General features: G+C 58.8%; 18 protein-coding genes. 9 read left to right on the top strand and 9 right to left on the bottom strand.

Going from position 1 to position 17,152, the window contains the following annotated elements; all coding sequences use genetic code 11:
• Nucleotides 1-628 precede the first annotated feature (628 nt).
• The 6 genes from NIZ92_RS01730 to NIZ92_RS01705 form a co-directional block, all read right to left on the bottom strand.
• The gene (locus tag NIZ92_RS01730; protein ID WP_021447062.1) at nucleotides 629-1,534 is read right to left on the bottom strand and encodes a dihydrodipicolinate synthase family protein; all 906 of its coding nucleotides are present in this window, start codon (nucleotides 1,532-1,534) and stop codon (nucleotides 629-631) included.
• Nucleotides 1,535-1,548: 14 nt separating this feature from the next.
• A complete protein-coding gene (locus NIZ92_RS01725) occupies nucleotides 1,549-2,217 on the bottom strand; it encodes an amino acid ABC transporter permease (RefSeq protein ID WP_009462726.1) in 669 nt (222 codons plus the stop codon).
• 12 nt (nucleotides 2,218-2,229) lie between these two features.
• Nucleotides 2,230-2,901 (bottom strand): amino acid ABC transporter permease, encoded by a 672-nt coding sequence (locus tag NIZ92_RS01720; protein ID WP_060186146.1) that lies wholly within the window; start codon nucleotides 2,899-2,901, stop codon nucleotides 2,230-2,232.
• A gap of 8 nt (nucleotides 2,902-2,909) precedes the next feature.
• Complete coding sequence (locus NIZ92_RS01715) at nucleotides 2,910-3,641, bottom strand: amino acid ABC transporter ATP-binding protein (RefSeq protein WP_009462730.1); 732 nt, start codon at nucleotides 3,639-3,641, stop codon at nucleotides 2,910-2,912.
• A gap of 87 nt (nucleotides 3,642-3,728) precedes the next feature.
• Complete coding sequence (locus tag NIZ92_RS01710) at nucleotides 3,729-4,667, bottom strand: ABC transporter substrate-binding protein (protein ID WP_026484057.1); 939 nt, start codon at nucleotides 4,665-4,667, stop codon at nucleotides 3,729-3,731.
• Nucleotides 4,668-4,920: 253 nt separating this feature from the next.
• Nucleotides 4,921-5,829, bottom strand: a complete 909-nt coding sequence (locus NIZ92_RS01705) for a LysR substrate-binding domain-containing protein (protein WP_009462734.1) — start codon at nucleotides 5,827-5,829, stop codon at nucleotides 4,921-4,923.
• A 150-nt stretch (nucleotides 5,830-5,979) separates the two neighbouring features.
• Between NIZ92_RS01705 and NIZ92_RS01700 the strand changes: the two genes are divergently transcribed.
• The 9 genes from NIZ92_RS01700 (at nucleotide 5,980) to NIZ92_RS01660 (ending at nucleotide 14,990) form a co-directional block, all read left to right on the top strand.
• Complete coding sequence (locus NIZ92_RS01700; protein ID WP_254002598.1) at nucleotides 5,980-6,993, top strand: ABC transporter substrate-binding protein; 1,014 nt, start codon at nucleotides 5,980-5,982, stop codon at nucleotides 6,991-6,993.
• A gap of 67 nt (nucleotides 6,994-7,060) precedes the next feature.
• Nucleotides 7,061-7,822: an ABC transporter ATP-binding protein gene (locus tag NIZ92_RS01695; RefSeq protein WP_009462739.1), complete on the top strand. Its 762-nt coding sequence runs from the start codon at nucleotides 7,061-7,063 to the stop codon at nucleotides 7,820-7,822.
• The gene (locus NIZ92_RS01690; RefSeq protein WP_021447064.1) at nucleotides 7,822-8,640 is read left to right on the top strand and encodes an ABC transporter permease; all 819 of its coding nucleotides are present in this window, start codon (nucleotides 7,822-7,824) and stop codon (nucleotides 8,638-8,640) included. Before NIZ92_RS01695 ends, NIZ92_RS01690 begins: the two co-directional genes overlap by 1 nt.
• A 2-nt stretch (nucleotides 8,641-8,642) precedes the next feature.
• Nucleotides 8,643-10,151 carry an amidohydrolase family protein gene (locus NIZ92_RS01685; RefSeq protein ID WP_254002597.1) on the top strand — a complete coding sequence of 503 codons (1,509 nt, stop codon included), beginning with the start codon at nucleotides 8,643-8,645 and terminating at the stop codon, nucleotides 10,149-10,151.
• Between the two features lie 122 nt (nucleotides 10,152-10,273).
• Nucleotides 10,274-11,641, top strand: a complete 1,368-nt coding sequence (locus tag NIZ92_RS01680; protein WP_009462747.1) for a dihydroorotase family protein — start codon at nucleotides 10,274-10,276, stop codon at nucleotides 11,639-11,641.
• Nucleotides 11,638-12,900 carry a Zn-dependent hydrolase gene (locus tag NIZ92_RS01675; protein ID WP_251196438.1) on the top strand — a complete coding sequence of 421 codons (1,263 nt, stop codon included), beginning with the start codon at nucleotides 11,638-11,640 and terminating at the stop codon, nucleotides 12,898-12,900. Before NIZ92_RS01680 ends, NIZ92_RS01675 begins: the two co-directional genes overlap by 4 nt.
• Before the next feature lies 1 nt (nucleotide 12,901).
• Complete coding sequence (locus NIZ92_RS01670) at nucleotides 12,902-13,540, top strand: flavin reductase family protein (protein ID WP_254002596.1); 639 nt, start codon at nucleotides 12,902-12,904, stop codon at nucleotides 13,538-13,540.
• Nucleotides 13,541-13,547: 7 nt separating this feature from the next.
• A complete protein-coding gene (locus NIZ92_RS01665) occupies nucleotides 13,548-14,213 on the top strand; it encodes an aspartate/glutamate racemase family protein (protein ID WP_009462753.1) in 666 nt (221 codons plus the stop codon).
• A 6-nt stretch (nucleotides 14,214-14,219) separates the two neighbouring features.
• Nucleotides 14,220-14,990, top strand: coding sequence for a 2-keto-4-pentenoate hydratase (locus tag NIZ92_RS01660; protein ID WP_254002595.1), 771 nt, complete (start codon nucleotides 14,220-14,222; stop codon nucleotides 14,988-14,990).
• A 153-nt stretch (nucleotides 14,991-15,143) separates the two neighbouring features.
• Here the strand turns inward: NIZ92_RS01660 and NIZ92_RS01655 are convergent, their stop codons facing one another.
• The 3 genes from NIZ92_RS01655 to NIZ92_RS01645 form a co-directional block, all read right to left on the bottom strand.
• On the bottom strand, nucleotides 15,144-15,914 hold the full coding sequence (locus tag NIZ92_RS01655; protein WP_254002594.1) for an APH(3')-II family aminoglycoside O-phosphotransferase: 771 nt from the start codon (nucleotides 15,912-15,914) through the stop codon (nucleotides 15,144-15,146).
• A 77-nt stretch (nucleotides 15,915-15,991) separates the two neighbouring features.
• Nucleotides 15,992-16,426 (bottom strand): acetyltransferase, encoded by a 435-nt coding sequence (locus NIZ92_RS01650; protein WP_137430815.1) that lies wholly within the window; start codon nucleotides 16,424-16,426, stop codon nucleotides 15,992-15,994.
• 100 nt (nucleotides 16,427-16,526) lie between these two features.
• Entirely contained in the window at nucleotides 16,527-17,144 is a 618-nt protein-coding gene (locus tag NIZ92_RS01645) for a GrpB family protein (RefSeq protein WP_254002593.1), read from the bottom strand.
• Nucleotides 17,145-17,152: the final 8 nt, after the last annotated feature.

Below are 17,152 nucleotides of genomic sequence, written 5' to 3'. Positions count from 1 at the left end.
TTGGCTCCTATTTTTGCGTCCCCCCACACCCACCGCTAACTATTGAGAGCGACGACCAACACGCAAACCTCGCTCCCTCAAGTTCCTCACGCCGCTACAGCAGCCCAGAGGGCTACATACCGCCAGGCCCAAAAAGGACGAAAGTCTCATATTGATAGTCATTGTGAGCCGGTCTGGGCCGGGGGCCGTCCTCTGGGCGATTCAGGCTTCTTGCCGCAGGCAGGCTTGCTATTCGGGGTACAAGCGCCCTGCTGTTTGAGCGAAATGCTTGTGCCTTGTCCGGGGGACAAGGCACTTTCGCGAGTTCAGGGCGCGCCCGAATAGCAAGCCTGACCAGGGCACCGGTGCGCAGCACCGGCAAGGAGCCAAGCCCGGAGGACGGCCCCCGGCCCAGACCGGCGTTTTCACGAGACACTATCTAAACATGCAGGCTCTCTGCGCTCCTTGTCTCACAAACCTCCTGCTCTGCACACAAACAGCGCCACTCCCCAACGCTCAGGAAACTGAAGAAGAAGAAGAAGAAGAAGAAGCGCAAGCAAAAAAACCGGGTAAATAACGCCGGGGCCCCCCAGACGTTATTTACCCGGCAAATCCAACAAATGCAGCAGTTACTCAAGAACAGCAAGGTTTAAACGGTTTGCACACCCGTTGCAGACAAGTCCAGACCCACACGGCGCACCACAGCCTCAAACTCGTCCCGGCTGATATGGTCCAGAGCCGTCGCCGGATCACGCGTCGCATCGCAGGCGATGATGCCACGGCGCATATAGGAATACTTGCGCAAGGCCAGTGCCACCAAAGGCTGAAACTCGTAACGGATCAGCGAACAATAACGGTCGAACACACGGGCGGCTTCCTCCTGCTCGCCCTGACGATGCAAGGCATAGACCTTGAGCAGAATTTCCGGGAAGGAGAAGCCGGTAACCACACCATCCGCGCCCCGTTGCAACTCCTCCAGAAAGTGCATGCCACCCAGGCCACTCAAGATAGGCAGGGCATCACCCGACAGACCCCGCACAGCGGTAATCTTCTGTCCAACGGGAGGGTCTTCGGAATTCAGAATGGACACACCCGCCTCTGCCTTCAAACGCACAGCCAAGGCCGGACTGATGCGGGCGGCGAACAGTTCCGGGAAGTCGTGAATGACCACTGGCAAACGAATAGCCTGCACAATCTGGCGGTAAAAGGACACCTGCATATCGTCATCCGCCCCCGCCAAGGGAGCGACAAAAATCGCATCGGCCCCCAGATCTTCAGCGCTGCGAGCCTGCTCCACCGCCGCTGCCGTTCCCATGGCCCGCACTCCCACCCAGACCGGCACCGCACCGCGCACTGCCGCCACGACGGTTTCAATGACACGCCGACGCTCAAACGTACTGAGCTTGTGCAGTTCACCCATCACTCCCAAAATCGCCAAGCCGTGAATACCGGCTTCCAGCTGGAAATTCACCAGACTGACCAGGCTTTGCAAATCCAGCTCGCCACCCGGTTTGAAGGGAGTGGGGCAAATGGAAAAAACACCTTTATTTTTCATAGTTACGCTTAGGCTCAACGTGGAATAACAAATGGCTTTTGCATACGCGAAATCATGCGTACCAAGGGCCAGAGAAGAATGAAGTAAATCAGCGCAGCGGCCACCAGTGGGGTCTGGCTGTAGGTCTCGCCCTGCACGATCTGGGCCGAACGCAGCAGTTCAGGCAAGGCCACAGCCGAAGCAATCGAAGTCTGCTTGATGGCTTCCAGCGTGTTGCTGGCCAGATCCGGAATTACATTGCGCACACCTTGGGGCACAACCACATAGGCCATGGCCTGACGGGCGTTCAAACCCGTGGAGCGCGCCGCCTCGTTCTGTCCGGGGGACACCGACTCCAGTCCGGCACGGAAAATCTCCGCGAAGTAACCACTGCTGTTCAAAACCAGCGCCAGCACCGTGGCGGAAAACTCATTCAAGGGCAGGCCCAGGAACGGCAGACCGTAGTAAATGAAGATCAGCAGCACCAAAGGTGGGAAGGCACGGAAGAAATCCACGTACAGCAGAATCAGGCGGTTCAGCCAGCGATGTTGCTGATAATGCAGGCAAGCGATCACCAGACCCAGCAAGGCAGCCAGCGGCACGATGATCACCGAGAGCTTGACCGTCAGCCACAAGCCCTGAAGCAGCAAGGGCCAGCTGGCGGCAAGAATCTTCGGGTTCAGAAAAGTATCGATCAGTTCCATAGCGCGTCACTCCTACGACTTGATCGCATAGCGCCGTTCCAGCACCCTCGTCAGATGAACGAAGGGGAAGAAAATCAGGCAGAACAAAATGGCCCCGGCCGTAAAGGCGGTGGGGTTGGCGATGTTGGACTGGATATTGCTGGACACATTAAGGAGCTCAGGCACGGCAATCACCGAACCCAAGGTGGTGCCTTTGGTAATCCCGATAGCGCGATTGGTCAGTGGTGGAATCGCCAGGCGCACGGCTTGCGGCAGGATGATGGCAAACAGCGTCTGACTGAAACCCATGCCGGTGGAGCGGCCCGCTTCCCACTGACCCGTGGGCACCGCAGCAATGCCAGACCAGAAGATTTCTTCAGCAAAGGCAGACAGCACCAGGCTCAAGGCCAGAACGGTGGCAGGAACGGGTTCAATCACAATCCCCAGAGACGGCAAAGCGAAGAACACCAGCACAATAATGACCAGCTGCGGAATCGCACGGAACACGTCCACATACAAGGTCATCAAGATATTGACGGGGCGCCAACCGTAGCAACGCAACACGGCCAGACCCAGGCCCAGGACAGTGCCCAGAACCACGGTCATCACGGCCATTTGCAGCGTGACCCAAAAGCCCTGCATGATCTCGGGCAAATAGGGGCTGATCAGCGTCCAGTTAAAGAAGTAATAAATTATCTGATCCATGGCCGGCCTCAGTTCATGCGGCTCAGAAAATCCTGAATACGCTTGTGACGCGGCTTACACAGAATTTCATCGGGACTGCCCTGGTCCAGAATCACGCCCTGATCCATGAACACAATGCGGTCCCCTACTTCGCGGGCAAACTGCATTTCATGCGTAACAATCACCATGGTCATGCCCGCATCGCGGGTGCGTTTCATCACGTTCAGCACTTCACCGACCAGTTCCGGGTCCAGACCCGAGGTAGGCTCGTCAAACAGCATGACTTTGGGCTCCAGCGCCAGCGCGCGGGCAATGCCCACCCGCTGCTGCTGGCCGCCGGACAACTGGCTGGGATAGTGTTCGATACGCTGGGCCAGACCCACCTGTTCCAGATGATGGCGGGCCTGCTCTTCGGCCTGCGCCTTGGGCACTTTTTTCACCTTGCGCAGCGCCAGCATCACATTGCCTAGCGCCGTCATATGCGGGTACAGGTGTATGCCCTGAAACACCATGCCTATGTTCTGGCGCACCTGGTTCAGGTCGGTGCGCGGACAGGTCACATCACTGCCAGCCACCACAATCGTGCCGCTGGTCGGGGTTTCCAGACGGTTGATGCAGCGCAGACAGGTACTTTTGCCCGAGCCCGAGCCGCCAATCATCACGACAACTTCGCCGGTGTTGACGCTCAGGTCTATGCCTTTAAGAATTTCGGCCTGCCCAAACGATTTGCGCAAGCCCTGGATGCGGACAATTTCACTCATGGTCGCTCCTTGACCGCCTGCCAGCCGGGCAGGCGGGGACCGGCCCCTGCAGGGCCATATAGCTAGAGAAACAGCGCGAAGGCGCTTTTAAGGACGGGAGCAGTCGGGGGTGTGCTCGGTGGGCTCGTAGCCAGGGAAGTCGGGCACACCATAGCCGGGGAAAATCACCGTCATGGCCGTACCAGCATTGGGCTCCGTACCGAACCACTTCACATGCAGCTTGGACAGGGAGCCGTCCTGCTTCATGCATTCCAGGACTTCATCCACGCGATTACGCAGGGCCGTGTCGTCCTTGCGGAAGGCAAAGGCGTAGTTAGCCTCGGTGGTCATGTCGTAGACCGGGGCCAGTGCGGGGGTCTGGGTGGCGATATAGCGTGCCAAAGGAGTCTCGGACATATTGGCAAAGGCGCGACCAATAGCTACGGCCTGCACAGCATCCGTGTTCTTGTTGAAGCGCTGGATCTTGTAGCCGTATTTTTCCTGATTGTCCTGCAACCAACGGTCCGAGAAGCTGCCGTTATTGACAGCAATGGTCTTGCCTTTCAGGTCTTCCAGCGCATTGACGGTCGCGCCCTTTTTAGCCAGAAAGCTCAGGCCGCCCGCCATATACGGCTCGGCAAACAGCATTTGCTCCGCACGTTCACGTGTGGTGTTGGTGGGAGCCGCCACCATGTCGTAACGACTGGAAAACAAGCCAGCAAAAATAGCGGAAAACGGGGTGTCGATGACCTCCGCCCCCTCGTAACCCATGCGTCGGGCCACTTCCTGGGTCAGATCATTGGAAAAGCCATCCAGCTTGCCATCGGTGCCGCGCATGAAAAACGGAACCAGGCCCACGTCTGCAGCCACCTTGAACATCTTGCCCTGATTGGGGTTGACTGCATGAGCGGGCAGGCTCAAGGCCACGCCGGCAGCCAATGTGGCCAGCATCAAGCCGGCTTTGCTGCTGACACGTCCCCAGCGGGACAGGGTGTTTTTGCGGGATACAGCCGCAGCCAACGGGGCGATTGTGTATACGCCTTGCATAAGGTCTCCTTGCCATCCATTTTCTGTTTGTAGTGCTTTAATTCTAGGATTGGCAAAACCTTGATGTCATATGCTTTTTTATTAACCCTTCATAACACAGGGTTAAGCAAATACCCGTACCCCTTATACGCGGCGCAATACGCGAACACGCACATTTCCCGACAGTCGCCCTTGATAAGGGTAAGTCCCCCCCTGGAGAGGCCGCCAAGCAAAAGCGCAGCGTGGGGGGATGGTTTATTTATGGATGAATCACTCAGGCCCAGCCTGCCCGCATGCCTCGGGAGGCTGTGGAAATCACCACTTCCATGAAGTCGTGCGCCAATTGCGACACCGGTACCACATTGGAATGCAGCATGTGCAAAGGCATGGTGGTGCGCGGATTAATGGGGCGTACCACCACATCCGGCCAGACCCGGCCTGCCACGGCCAGCTCGTCCACAATTGCAATCCCGGCTCCAGCCTGCACCATGGCACAGGCAATATGCGTCAAACGCACTTCTACCGCCAGTTGCGGCACACCAGGACGGTTACCAAATAACTGCTGCACCATCTGGCCATAAGGAGTGTCATTGCCATAACCAATCAGGTCCAGCCCTTCCAGATCGCTGGCGTCCAGTTCCTGCTTGTCGGCCAGAGGATGGCTGGCTGGCAACACCGCCACCAGATGGTTTTCGTAAATGGATTGGGCATGCAAGCTGGGATGTGTCAGCGGCACGATAGCCACACCGACCTCGGCCTGCTGGGTGACCAAAGCCTGTACCAGATCACTGGAAATCAGCGTGCGCACATACACCTTCACGTCCGGGAATGCCTGGCGAAAACGCGTCACCGCCATGGGGATCAAGGTCTGGCCCAGACTGGGGCTGACGGCAATGTGCAAGCTGCCGTGGCGCTTTTCGATCAGGTCGGTGGCCACCTCGTTTACCCGCTGCACGCTGTTATGAACCTGCTCCACCTCCTGATAGAGCCGACGCGCCTCGGGCGTGGGGTACAGACGCCCCTTGATGCGCTCGAACAGCACCAGACCAATACGCGATTCGGTATAGGACAGCAGGCGGCTGATGGCCGGTTGCGACACGTTCAGCAATTGCGCCGCCTTGCTGATGGAACCGGTCAGCATGATCGCGCGAAAAACCTCGATTTGACGAAGATTGAGCAGCATCCCTTAACGTAGCCTTATGTTTCGAGCACAAATAAGCATAAGACATTTTGATTTGCCTATGTTTCAATTTTTTCAAGCTGCCATCCCGGCGCGCCTTGATCGCAACGGGCTTACAGAGCGGCTTCATAACTACGACACGGAGACAAAATCATGCAAACCCTGCTTGCTCGCACCCTGGCGGTGCTGGGCTTGGGACTGGCCGCCGCTGCGCCCACCGCCCACGCCGCTGACAACGTTCATCTCATGCTGGACTTCATCCCCACCGGCGACTATGCCCCGTATTACTCGGGCATTGCCAACGGGATTTACGAGAAACACGGCATCAACCTGAAGATTACCCGTGGCACCGGTTCGGGTGACACAGTTCTGAAAGTGGCTGGCGGCGCGGCCGATATTGGCTTGGCCGATATTTCCGCCATTCTGACCTCGCGTCAGAACAGCCAGACTCCCATCAAGGCCATTGCTTCCACCTTCTCGCACTCGGCCCATTCCCTATTTGTGCGCAAAGACTCGGGTATTACCGATTTCTCCGGCCTGGAAGGCAAGAAAATTGCCGTCTCGCCCGGTAACAGCCACAAGCTTTACTTCCCCATGGTGGCGCGCAAGGCCAACACCGATCCCGACAAGATTCAGTGGGTGACCGTTGACGGCTCCTCCATGGCACCGCTGCTGATCAACGGCAAAGTGGACGCCGCTCCTTTCCTGGCCACCAACTACTACTACCAGAACAAGCAGGCCAAGCGTTTTGGCAAGGAAATCGTGGTGCTGCCCTTTAGCGATCAGGGTTTCAACATCTACGCCCTGTCCGTATTCGCCACCGACAAGACACTGACCGAGCGTCCACAAATGGTGCAGAACTTCCTGGACGCCACCATCGAAGCCTGGGAAGTCGCCCGCAAGGACCCGGACACGGCTTGTCAGGCCCACGTAAAGGCCAATCCGGAAATCGACCTTGATGACTGCATGGGCAACCTGAACGCGGTGCTGGGCTACATCTACACCGATTTCAGTGCCGAGCACGGAGTAGGCAGCCTGGAAGAAGGCCGCATGAAAAACACCTACGAGGCCGTTGCAGAAGCCCAAAGCCTGGATCCCGCCTGGGACTATCACCAAGCCTACGACACCCAGTTCATCGTCAAGGCCAACGGCACGGCCAAGCCCTGAGCTGAACTGATTTTCGCGCGTGCTCCGGCTTGGCCCAGGCGGGCCGGCGCGCGCCTAGGAGCGCATTGTGATACGCATTCAAGACGTCAACCTGATCTACGGTCGTAATACCGAGCGAGAGACTCAGGCGCTGAAACAAATCAATCTGGACATCCAGGACAACGAAATCATTGCCATTGTCGGCGCTTCAGGCTGTGGAAAATCCACGCTGCTACGCCTGATCGCCGGCTTGCTGATGCCCACCACCGGCACCGTCAGCATTGATGATGAAATCGTTGCCCACCCCCGCCAGGACACCGGCATCGTGTTCCAGGCCCCGACGCTGGTGCCGTGGGCCAATATTCTGGACAACACCCTCTTGCCATCGAGCATCATGGGTCGCCTGGACGATCAGGCCCGCAGCCGCGCCACGCGTCTGCTCACTACCGCCGGGCTGGGCAATTTTCTGCACCACCACCCCAAGCAATTGTCCGGTGGGATGCAGCAACGCGTAGCCATTTGCCGCGCCCTGGTCCACAACCCCAAAGTCGTGCTGATGGATGAGCCCTTCGGCGCACTGGACGCACTGACACGCGAAACCATGACGCTGGAGCTGCTGCGCCTTTGGTACGAAGACCCCAAAACCATTGTCTTTGTGACGCATTCAATTTCCGAAGCCGTCATGCTGGGCCACCGCATTGTGGTCATGTCGCCGCGCCCCGGCCAGATTACCGAAATTCTGGACGTGAACCTGCCCCGCGAACGCGACTTTTCCCTGGTGGGCACGCCCGAATTTACGCGCTGTGCCGCTGCCGTCCGTGAACTCATTTTCCAACACGAGGTGGCTTGATGAGCGAGCAAACTCAAACCCTGGGCGCCGCGCCCGTGCGCAAGCGACGACTGCGCCTGCGCGATTTCAATGAAATTACCGTCCCGGCCATCACCCTGATTGCCGTGGTCATCCTGTGGGAGCTGGCCAGCCGACTGTTTGATATCCCTGAATACCTGGTGCCTGCCCCCTCGCGCATCTGGGCCGATTCCATGCAAATGAAAGAGGCCATGCTAATGCACACGCTGGTGTCCACGCGCACCATCATGCTGGGCTTTTTGCTGTCGATTGTGATCAGCTTTCCGCTGGCCGTGCTGATTACCTACTCGCGCTTTTTCGAGCAGGCCATCTACCCGCTGCTGATCCTGACCCAGTCCATCCCCAAGGTGGCCCTGGCTCCGATTCTGGTCATTATCTTTGGACCCACTGAGCTGCCACGCGTCGTGGTGACTTTTCTGGTGGCCTTCTTCCCGCTGGTGATCTCCATGACCTCCGGCCTGCTGGCGGCCCCGCCCGAGCTGATCGAGCTGGTCCGTGCCTGCCGCGCCACCCGCTTGCAAGAGTTTTTCCGCATTCGCCTGCCCTTTGCCGTGCCCTTTATTTTCTCGGGTCTGAAAGTGGCCATCACCTTATCCGTGGTGGGTGCAGTAGTCGGTGAATTTGTAGCCGCTGACCAAGGTCTGGGCTACTTGATCACCACCTCTACGGCCTTCTTCAAGACACCGGTTGCCTTTGGCGCCATGGCGATCTTGTCCGTGCTGGGCATTGTGTTCTTTCAGGTAATTTCTGCCGCCGAACGCATCCTGTTCCCTTGGGCAATCAAGGACAATCGGAGCTGATCATGACATCAAGTTATACCGTCATCCGTGGGGGCCTGGTGCTGGCCCACGCCCAAGCCAAGGCCGAACCTCTGGACATTCTGATCAAGAACGGCGAGATCGAAGCCATGGGCCCGCCCGGCCTGCCCGCCCCGTCTGAAGCCACGGTGGTGCAAGCGGATGACCAACTGCTGCACCCCGGCCTGATCAACGCCCACACCCACGGCCACGGCACCTATGCCAAAGCCATGGGGGATCGCTGGACGCTGGAGCTTTTATTGACGGCTGGCCCCTGGATCAATGGCGACCGCCATCTGGAAGACAAATACCTGAGCACTCAGTTGAACGCGGCAGAAATGCTGCTCAAAGGCTGTACCGCCAGCTACGACCTGTACTCCGAAGTCCCGGTCCCGACGGCGGAAGGCATGAACGCGGTTGCCCAGGCCTATGTGGATGCTGGCATGCGAGCCACGGTAGCGCCCATGATGGCGGACCTGTCCTTTTACCAGTCCGTCCCCGGCCTGATCGAAGCCCTGCCCGAGGATCTGCAAAAGTTCGTGGCCCAACTGGCCCCCCAGTCGTTCCGGGCCACGCTATCGGGCCTGACGGATTTTCTGGACCAGCAGCGCAACCCCGACCGCATTCGCGTGGCCTTGGCCCCGACCATTCCCATGCTGTGCTCGGACGAGTTCCTGCAAACCTGCGGTGAAATCAGCGCGGAGCGCAATATCGGCTTGCACAGCCACGTTGGCGAGTCCTATGTGCAAGCCCTGACCGGCATGAAACGCTATGGCACCACCATTGTTCAGCATCTGGACAAGCTGGGCCTGATCTCGCCCCGTTTTACCCTGGCACACGCCATCTGGCTGGACGAGCGCGACCTGGACATTCTGGCCGAACGCGGTGCCATGGTGGCCCACAACCCCGGCAGCAATATGCGTTTAGGTAATGGGATTGCCGATGTGAACTCCATGCTGGAACGCGGCATTACCGTGGGCCTGGGCACGGACGGCTCCAATAGTGGCGATAACCAGAATATGTATGAGGCCATGCGTCTGGCCTCCTTCTCGTCCAAGGTGCGCGGCCCGGATACAGAACGCTGGGTCACAACCGAACAAGCGCTGTACGCCGCCACCGAAGGCAGCGCCCGCTGCCTGGGCATGGGCGAGCAGTTGGGACGTCTGGAACCGGGTTGCAAGGCCGACATCGTGTTTCTGGATCTGGCTCATATCAACTGGATTCCGCATAACAACACAGTCAATCAGCTGGTGCATCTGGAAGACGGGCTGGCGCTGCGCCATGTGATGGTCGACGGCCAGTTTGTCGTGCGCGACCGACAGTTAACACAAGTGAATATGCCTCGCCTGCGCCAACAAGTGGAGCAGGCCCAGGAACGCATCACACGCAATACCTACGACAAGCGCCACATCACGGAAAAACTGGCCAAAGCCGTAGGTTCGTTCTGCCTGTGCCTGGGCCACGACCGCTATCACGTGCAGCGCTGGGCGCACTCCAAGCAAGACTTAACATGACGTTATGTTTTACCGATAAATAGGCATACGACATTCATGACTGGATTTGCTTCAATCATGGAAACGAACACGATTGCGGGCAAGCGAGATGCGCGGGCCCGAGCCATCCAAGGAGGAAGATAATGAGCGACTTTGATCTGGTAGTACGAGGAAATATTGTTGAACGCGACCGCATCATCACTGACGGCTGGGTGGCCGTCCGCGAAGGCCGAGTAGCAGCCCGCGGTGTTGGCGCGGCTCCTTCGGCCCGTGAACATGTGGATGCGCGTGGCATGTGGGTCATGCCCGGCGTGCTGGACGGTCAGGTGCACTCTGGTAGCCAGGCCAATCAGGAAGGTCTGGGTTGGGCCTCGCGTGCGGCGGCCGCCGGTGGCGTGACCACCATGGTGGAAATGCCGTACGACGATCCCGAACCCGTTGCCTCCCGCCCGCAGCTGGAAGACAAGATTGCCCGCATTGAAAGCGATTGCCACGTGGACGTGGCCTGCTACGGCACATTGAACGACCAGCACGGTCTGGAAGCAGCCGCTGGCCTGATTGAAGGCGGCGTTTGCGGTTTCAAATTCTCTACCTTTGAAGCCAGCCCCAACCGTTTCCCGCGCGTGGAAGAAGACATCCTGATGGAAGCCTTCCGCCTGATTGCCCCCTCCGGCCTGGCCTGCGGTGTGCACAACCAGGACCAGGAACTGACACGCAAGAACATCAAGCGCATGGTCGAAGCCGGTGATACGGGTTGGGACGCCTTCTTGCGCGCTCACACCCCTTTGATCGAAAACCTGGCCACCAGTGCCATTTATGAAATCGGTGCCCAGACCGGTGCCCGCGCCCACGCCGTGCACGTATCTCTGTCGCGCGGATTTGAAATCTGCAATATGTACCGTCAGGCAGGCCACAAGGCCTCAATTGAAACCTGCGTGCAGTACCTGATGCTGAACCACGAAGAACACACCCGCCGCTTCGGTGCCAAGACCAAGCACTACCCTCCCATTCGCCCCAAGGCGGAAATGGATCTGCTCTGGACCCACATTGCCAACGACGAATGTACCTTCGTGTCCTCCGACCACGTCAGCTGGGGCCTGGAGCGCAAGCAGTTTGACAATGTGTTCCAGAACTCCTCTGGTGGTCCTGGTCTGGAAACGCTGCTGCCCGCCTTCTGGACAGGCTGCGCCGAACACGGCATTTCCCCCACTATGGTCGTCAAGCAATTGTGCTGGGGCCCTGCCCAACACTTCCTGCTGGAACACCGCAAGGGTTCGCTGAATGTGGGTGCAGATGCCGACATCGTGATCGTCAAACCCGAAACCTACCGTTTTGACCCGTCCACCAGCCTGTCCGCCGTCACCTGGAGCTCCTTTGAGGACCGCGAGTTCCAAGTGCGTGTGGAAGCCACCTATGTGCGCGGCCAACTGGCCTGGGACGGCAAAACCGTGCGTAACGCTGCGGGCGACGGTCAGTTCATCCGTCCGCACAAGGCAGGCGAATTGTCATGAGCCTGGCCATGCCCTTGTTGAATCAGGAGCGCCTGTGGCGCAGCACCCAGGAGCTGGCCGCGTTCACGCTACCCGACCAGCCCTGGACCCGCCGCGCCTTCTCCGATCTGTTTCTGCAATCGCGTCAGTGGTTGCTGAAGCAGTTCGAGGAAGCGGGCCTGACCGTACGCATGGATGCCGCGGGCAATCTGATCGGTCGGCGCGAAGGGCGCAAGCCCGGACTGGCACCGATTACGACTGGCTCGCACTGCGACACCGTGATGTATGGCGGACGCTACGACGGCATCATCGGCGTGCTGGCCGGGCTGGAAGTGGCCCGCTGCCTGAACGAGCAGAACATCCAGCTGGACCACCCTTTTGAAGTGGTGGATTTTCTGTCTGAGGAGCCCAGCGACTATGGCGTGTCCTGCGTAGGCAGTCGCGCCATGGGCGGGGTCTTGTCCGAGGCCATGCTGTCCGAACGCAATCCACAGGGCGAAACACTGGCGCAAGGCATTGCCCGCATCGGTGGCCGTCCCCAGGAACTAGCCCAGGCTCGTCGCGCCCCCGGTGATACCGCTGCCTTTGTCGAGTTGCATATCGAACAAGGGCCGGTGCTGGAATCGCGCAATCTGCCCATTGGCGTGGTCAGCAATATCGTGGGCATTTGCCGCCATCGCATCATCATCACAGGTCGTCCGGACCATGCCGGCACCACACCCATGGACATACGTCGTGATGCCCTGGTCGGTGCCAGCCTGATCATCAGTGAAGTGGACCGCAAGGCCCGCCGGGCTCTGGGGGGACCAGACTATCTGGTCGCCACCATTGGCAACCTGAACCTGACACCCAACGCCTCCAATGCCGTTCCCGGACGCGTAGAAATGATGGTGGAAGTACGCAGCGACCGTCAGGAGCTGATGCAGAACTTCACTGAGGAACTGCTGGCCCAGTTGCGCCCGGAAATCGAGGCCATGGGCCTGGGTCTGGACGCGGCGCAAGTCAGCCTGGCCAAGCCCACGGACTGCACGCCCGAGGTGATGAGCATCATCGAGCAAGCTGCCAGCGCTTTGGGATACCCGAGCATGGTCATGCCTAGCGGCGCCGGTCATGATGCGGTTTACATGGCACCCAGCGGCCCCATGGGCATGATCTTCATTCCCTGCCTGAATGGTCGCAGCCATTGCCCTGAAGAATCCATTACGTCCGAGCAGCTTCTGGACGGTACGCGGGTTCTGTATCAGACCGTTGTCATGTTGGACCAGAGCCTGGAGAGCTGACATGGACTGGTCCTGTGATCAGCTTGGCGAACGCGAACGCTACCGCTTGTTGGTCAACACTGTGTTGCCGCGCCCCATCGCCCTGGTCACGACCTGTGACCAGCAGGGGCGCGTGAACACGGCCCCGTTCAGTTTTTTCAATGTAATGGGCTCGGAGCCTGCCGTACTGGCACTGGGCCTGGAAAACGATGCGCACTCTGCCGATGGCCTGAAAGACACCACCCGCAATATCCTGGCCACCGGCCAGTTTGTGGTGAACCTGATCAGCGCCAAGACGGCACGCGCCATGAACATCTGCGGCATTGCTTACCCGACCGGTCAGGCCGAGCACCTGCAGGCGGGCCTGGATCTGGCCCCCAGCGTGCAAGTGCAGCCGCCCCGTATCGCCCAATGCCCAGTGCAGTTTGAATGCCGCTTGCACACCGCGCTGGACCTGGGCCCGCTACGCCATATCGTCATTGGCGAAATCCTGCATTTGCACTGCGACGACGCCATCCTGACGCCTGAAGGGCGCATTGATATCGATGCTTACGACCCAATCGGACGCATGCATGGTTCTGACTGGTATGTCGGACTGCAAGGCCGCTTTCAGTCAGAAAAACTAAGCCACCAAAACGGGCTACCGCCCACCCAAACATAAAAACATCATGAACCGTCGCCCTCATATCTACGTTCTGAACCCCAATTCCAGCCAGATCGTAACGGATGGCCTGGACCGTGCTGTCCAGCCTCTGCGTCTGGCCGATGGCCCGGCCATCTCCTGCCTGCGCCTACCCCAAGGCCCGGCGGGTGTACAAAGCCAGACCGATATTGACACCCTGATCCCTCACTTGCGCGCCCAGGCCCTGAGCGTCAAAGAAGACGCCGCTGCTTATGTGGTGGCCTGCTTTAGCGACCCTGGCCTGTACACCTTGCGCGAAGCAGTGGATGTGCCTGTATTGGGCATTGCCGAAACCGGCGTGCTGACTGCCTTGTCACTGGGCCAGCGTTTTGGGGTGCTGTCCATTTTGCAGGCCTCTATCCCGCGTCACCTGCGCTACTTTGGTGCAATGGGGGTGACTGATCGCCTGGCCGCCGACCTGGCTATCAATATGGGCGTGTCGGAGCTGGCTGACGAGAAAAAAGCCCTGCAACGTCTGACAGAAGTCGGCCAGCGCCTGCGCGATGAGCACGGTGCTGATGTGGTGGTGCTGGGTTGCGCTGGCATGGCCAATCAGCGCGAGGCGCTGGAACAGGCTTTGGGCATTGCCGTCGTGGAGCCCACGCAGGCCACCGTTGCGGTGGCCTTGGGCCGTTGCTTATTAGGCTGGTAAGCCTTGATGAGCACCACACTGCAAACCGACTGCCTGGCGACGGCACAACGTCTGCTCCAGGCCCGCCAAGAACACCGTCCCATCGAAGACTGGCCCGACGCGCTGCGACCTGTGTCTTTTGATCAGGCCTATCGCGTCCAGGCCGTGCAAATGGAAACCCTGGGCCCCATAGGAGGCTGGAAAGTCGGCGCGGCCAATAGCGTGGCCCCGCCCACCTGCGCCCCCCTGCCCCGGCGTTCTCGTTACGCCAGCCCGGATGTACCATCCAGCAAGGAGCTGTCCTTGCGCGGCATAGAAGTGGAAATCGGCCTGATTCTGGGACAAGACTTGCCGCCCGGCCAGGCACCGTATTCCATGGAACAAATCTGGCAGGCGGTCAGCCAGATCTGTGTAGCCGTCGAAATTGTGGAATCCCGCTTTGCGCAGCGTGACACCGTAGGCCGTCTATCCACCTTGGCCGATCTGGCCAGTCACGGTGCGCTGGTCTATCAGCCGCAAGGTGTCGCCGCGCAGGATATGGCACTGCTACAACCTGAATGGGCACGCCTGCAAGTGGGGCAGCAACCCTTGCTGCAAGGCCCGAACCAGAACCCGGCGGGTGAGCTGACGCGACTACTCATCTGGCTGGCTAATCAAGGCAGCCACCACCTTGGCGGGCTGCAAAAAGGGCAGGTCATCATTACGGGCACCTGTTTACCCATGCTGTATGCCGCCCCCGGCGACCGAGTTCAGGCGGCCATTCAGGGGATCGGCGAGCTGAACTTTATCTGCGCTTAAGATCACATCGCTAGCGTCCGAAACGGCGCTGGTTTTGCCCGACAGATCTTCTCCTCAGGCAGCACAAGCTCTGCACTGCTGCTCTAGGGAATGCCGCGTGCAAAGCCGATTTGCCAATAGTGGCTGACCTTGGGAGACAAAGACTAGTCGGGTTTAAAAAAACTCATCCAACAGGCAGAAGAAAGCGATGCGCTCAGCATCCATTTCCACGCCGTACAAAGCAAAGAAAGGCGCTAGCCACTCCTTGCCCAAATTGCGCTCTATGCTGCGCGCCGTCAGCGCCAGATCCTGATAACGATCTGCCACGCCCAAACGTCCGCAGTCGATAAAACCGCTGAACTGCCCTTGATGCACCATGAAGTTGGGCAAGCAGGCATCGCCATGGGTGACCACCAGATCTTCTTGTCCTGGGCGGCCGGCATATAGCTCGTCCAGCAGGCTTTGAACCGGCATGCCCTGACGCTCATCGTCAAAGTCTTCTTCATCAATCAGGCCCGCTTCCGCCCTGGCACGTGCATCGGCCAACCGATGCTCCAGGCGATGATCGAAGGGGCAGGCTTCAAGTGGCAAGCGGTGCAGGCCTTGCAAGGACGAAGCCAGTAACTCCACGGTTTGCTGGGGAGACAAGCCTTCAGTGCAGGCCAGATCGCGCCCAGGAACAGCACTCATCAGCAGCCAATGGCGGCCTTGCGCCAACAAGGTATCCAGCACCTCTGGGCAAGGCAGACCTTGCGTATGCATCCAGCGCAAGCGCTCAATTTCATCGGGCAGCTCGGCCAAAGGCAGATCGTCCTCCGCCTTCACAAACTGGCAGGAGCCATCCGGCCAGTCCAGACGCCAGACATCAGCCCCGGACTCCCCAATGGTTTGACGTTGTACCTTGGCGGCAGCCAGTCGGGTTTGCCAGGCAAGCGGAAAACTCATACTTTAAAACCTTGCTGAAAACAGTCGATAAAAACGGAGGGAGGGATCAAGCCAAACGAATCAAACCGTGATGCCCATCAGACCTGATACTGCAGGTGAATCAGCGGGTAAGGCTTGCCCTGATCATCCACGGGCGAGCGTCCAATACGCTTGAAGCCCATTTTTTCGTAAAAGCCTACAGCCTGCTCATTCTGTTCATTCACATCAGTGGTCATGCTGGGATGCAGGCTCAAGCCGTGCAGCACCAAGGCCTTGCCCACACCCATACCCCGGCTGTCCGGGTCCACAAACAAGGCCTGCATATGGCCCTGCTCAAGCAGCATGAAGGCCAGCGGGTAATCCGTCTCATCCACCGCCAGCCATAAACTGACCTGGGGCAGAAACCCGCAGACCATGACATCAATTTCCTGACGATCCTGCACGGATAAAAAATCGTGCGTGGCATCCACGGCCTTGCGCCAGATTTCAACCGCACGTTGCCCGTCCTCCGGGCGCGAATGACGAATCCTCATGGGGCGCATCCTGTTTGTAAAGTGTTAGCTGGCAAGCAAGACACTGATGTCAGCGGTAGGTACGTCAAGGCTGCAGCCGGGACAAGAACACCGGCCAGGCTCAAGACGACAGTCCCTGCGATGCAAAAATCTTTTGATAAATATTCCGCACTACTGCCTGCTTTCGCTGGTTGTAATCCCGCACACTGCCAGCCCCTTCTTTAGCCTGCATTTTGGCCTGGGCATAGCGCTGCAAATCCTCGGGATGCGTACCCAGCCAGTCCCGAAACAGGATATGGCGAATATGTTCAGGGCAATCCGGGCCGAACACATGCAGATTCACACGCGGCTCTTCCTGACGCAGCATGCGGTGCTGATACCAGGAGCGCTCACGTATGCTCAACTCATAACCCAAGGCATTCAACGCAGGAACATAGTCCTCTTCCTGCTCCGGGTCGGCCACCAGCACATCAATATCAATCACAGGCTTGGCAGGCAGGCCGAGCACCGCGGTCGAGCCCACATGCGCAATAGTCAGGGCCTTATTGCCCAGGGCCGCCTGAATTTCCTGACTCAAGCGCTGATACAGCACCGGCCAGTTCGCGTCGTAGTCCTGAACCTCGATCAGCTCTGCTTTAGGCTGGCCTGCCACCCAAGGGTTCTCATTGGGGTCGCCATCCTCGAAGGTGGTGATTCTATCCAGTGCCCGTACAGGCACATTTTTGTTCTGATTATTCAAACAACTTC

This window comes from Alcaligenes sp. 1735tsa3, assembly GCF_024134565.1.
GTDB lineage: Bacteria > Pseudomonadota > Gammaproteobacteria > Burkholderiales > Burkholderiaceae_B > Alcaligenes > Alcaligenes phenolicus.
Note: the sequence above shows the minus strand (reverse complement) of the source record. Positions and strands in the feature narration are given on the sequence as shown.

Bases quoted from the DNA above. Each gene is read 5' to 3' on its own strand.
- NIZ92_RS01715 (WP_009462730.1), bottom strand. From the start codon at position 3,641: ATGAGTGAAATTGTCCGCATCCAGGGCTTGCGCAAATCGTTTGGGCAG.
- NIZ92_RS01660 (WP_254002595.1), top strand. From the start codon at position 14,220: ATGAGCACCACACTGCAAACCGACTGCCTGGCGACGGCACAACGTCTG.
- NIZ92_RS01690 (WP_021447064.1), top strand. From the start codon at position 7,822: ATGAGCGAGCAAACTCAAACCCTGGGCGCCGCGCCCGTGCGCAAGCGA.
- NIZ92_RS01725 (WP_009462726.1), bottom strand. From the start codon at position 2,217: ATGGAACTGATCGATACTTTTCTGAACCCGAAGATTCTTGCCGCCAGC.
- NIZ92_RS01675 (WP_251196438.1), top strand. From the start codon at position 11,638: ATGAGCCTGGCCATGCCCTTGTTGAATCAGGAGCGCCTGTGGCGCAGC.
- NIZ92_RS01685 (WP_254002597.1), top strand. From the start codon at position 8,643: ATGACATCAAGTTATACCGTCATCCGTGGGGGCCTGGTGCTGGCCCAC.
- NIZ92_RS01680 (WP_009462747.1), top strand. From the start codon at position 10,274: ATGAGCGACTTTGATCTGGTAGTACGAGGAAATATTGTTGAACGCGAC.
- NIZ92_RS01665 (WP_009462753.1), top strand. From the start codon at position 13,548: ATGAACCGTCGCCCTCATATCTACGTTCTGAACCCCAATTCCAGCCAG.
- NIZ92_RS01710 (WP_026484057.1), bottom strand. From the start codon at position 4,667: ATGCAAGGCGTATACACAATCGCCCCGTTGGCTGCGGCTGTATCCCGC.
- NIZ92_RS01655 (WP_254002594.1), bottom strand. From the start codon at position 15,914: ATGAGTTTTCCGCTTGCCTGGCAAACCCGACTGGCTGCCGCCAAGGTA.
- NIZ92_RS01730 (WP_021447062.1), bottom strand. From the start codon at position 1,534: ATGAAAAATAAAGGTGTTTTTTCCATTTGCCCCACTCCCTTCAAACCG.
- NIZ92_RS01670 (WP_254002596.1), top strand. From the start codon at position 12,902: ATGGACTGGTCCTGTGATCAGCTTGGCGAACGCGAACGCTACCGCTTG.
- NIZ92_RS01720 (WP_060186146.1), bottom strand. From the start codon at position 2,901: ATGGATCAGATAATTTATTACTTCTTTAACTGGACGCTGATCAGCCCC.
- NIZ92_RS01700 (WP_254002598.1), top strand. From the start codon at position 5,980: ATGCAAACCCTGCTTGCTCGCACCCTGGCGGTGCTGGGCTTGGGACTG.
- NIZ92_RS01705 (WP_009462734.1), bottom strand. From the start codon at position 5,829: ATGCTGCTCAATCTTCGTCAAATCGAGGTTTTTCGCGCGATCATGCTG.
- NIZ92_RS01650 (WP_137430815.1), bottom strand. From the start codon at position 16,426: ATGAGGATTCGTCATTCGCGCCCGGAGGACGGGCAACGTGCGGTTGAA.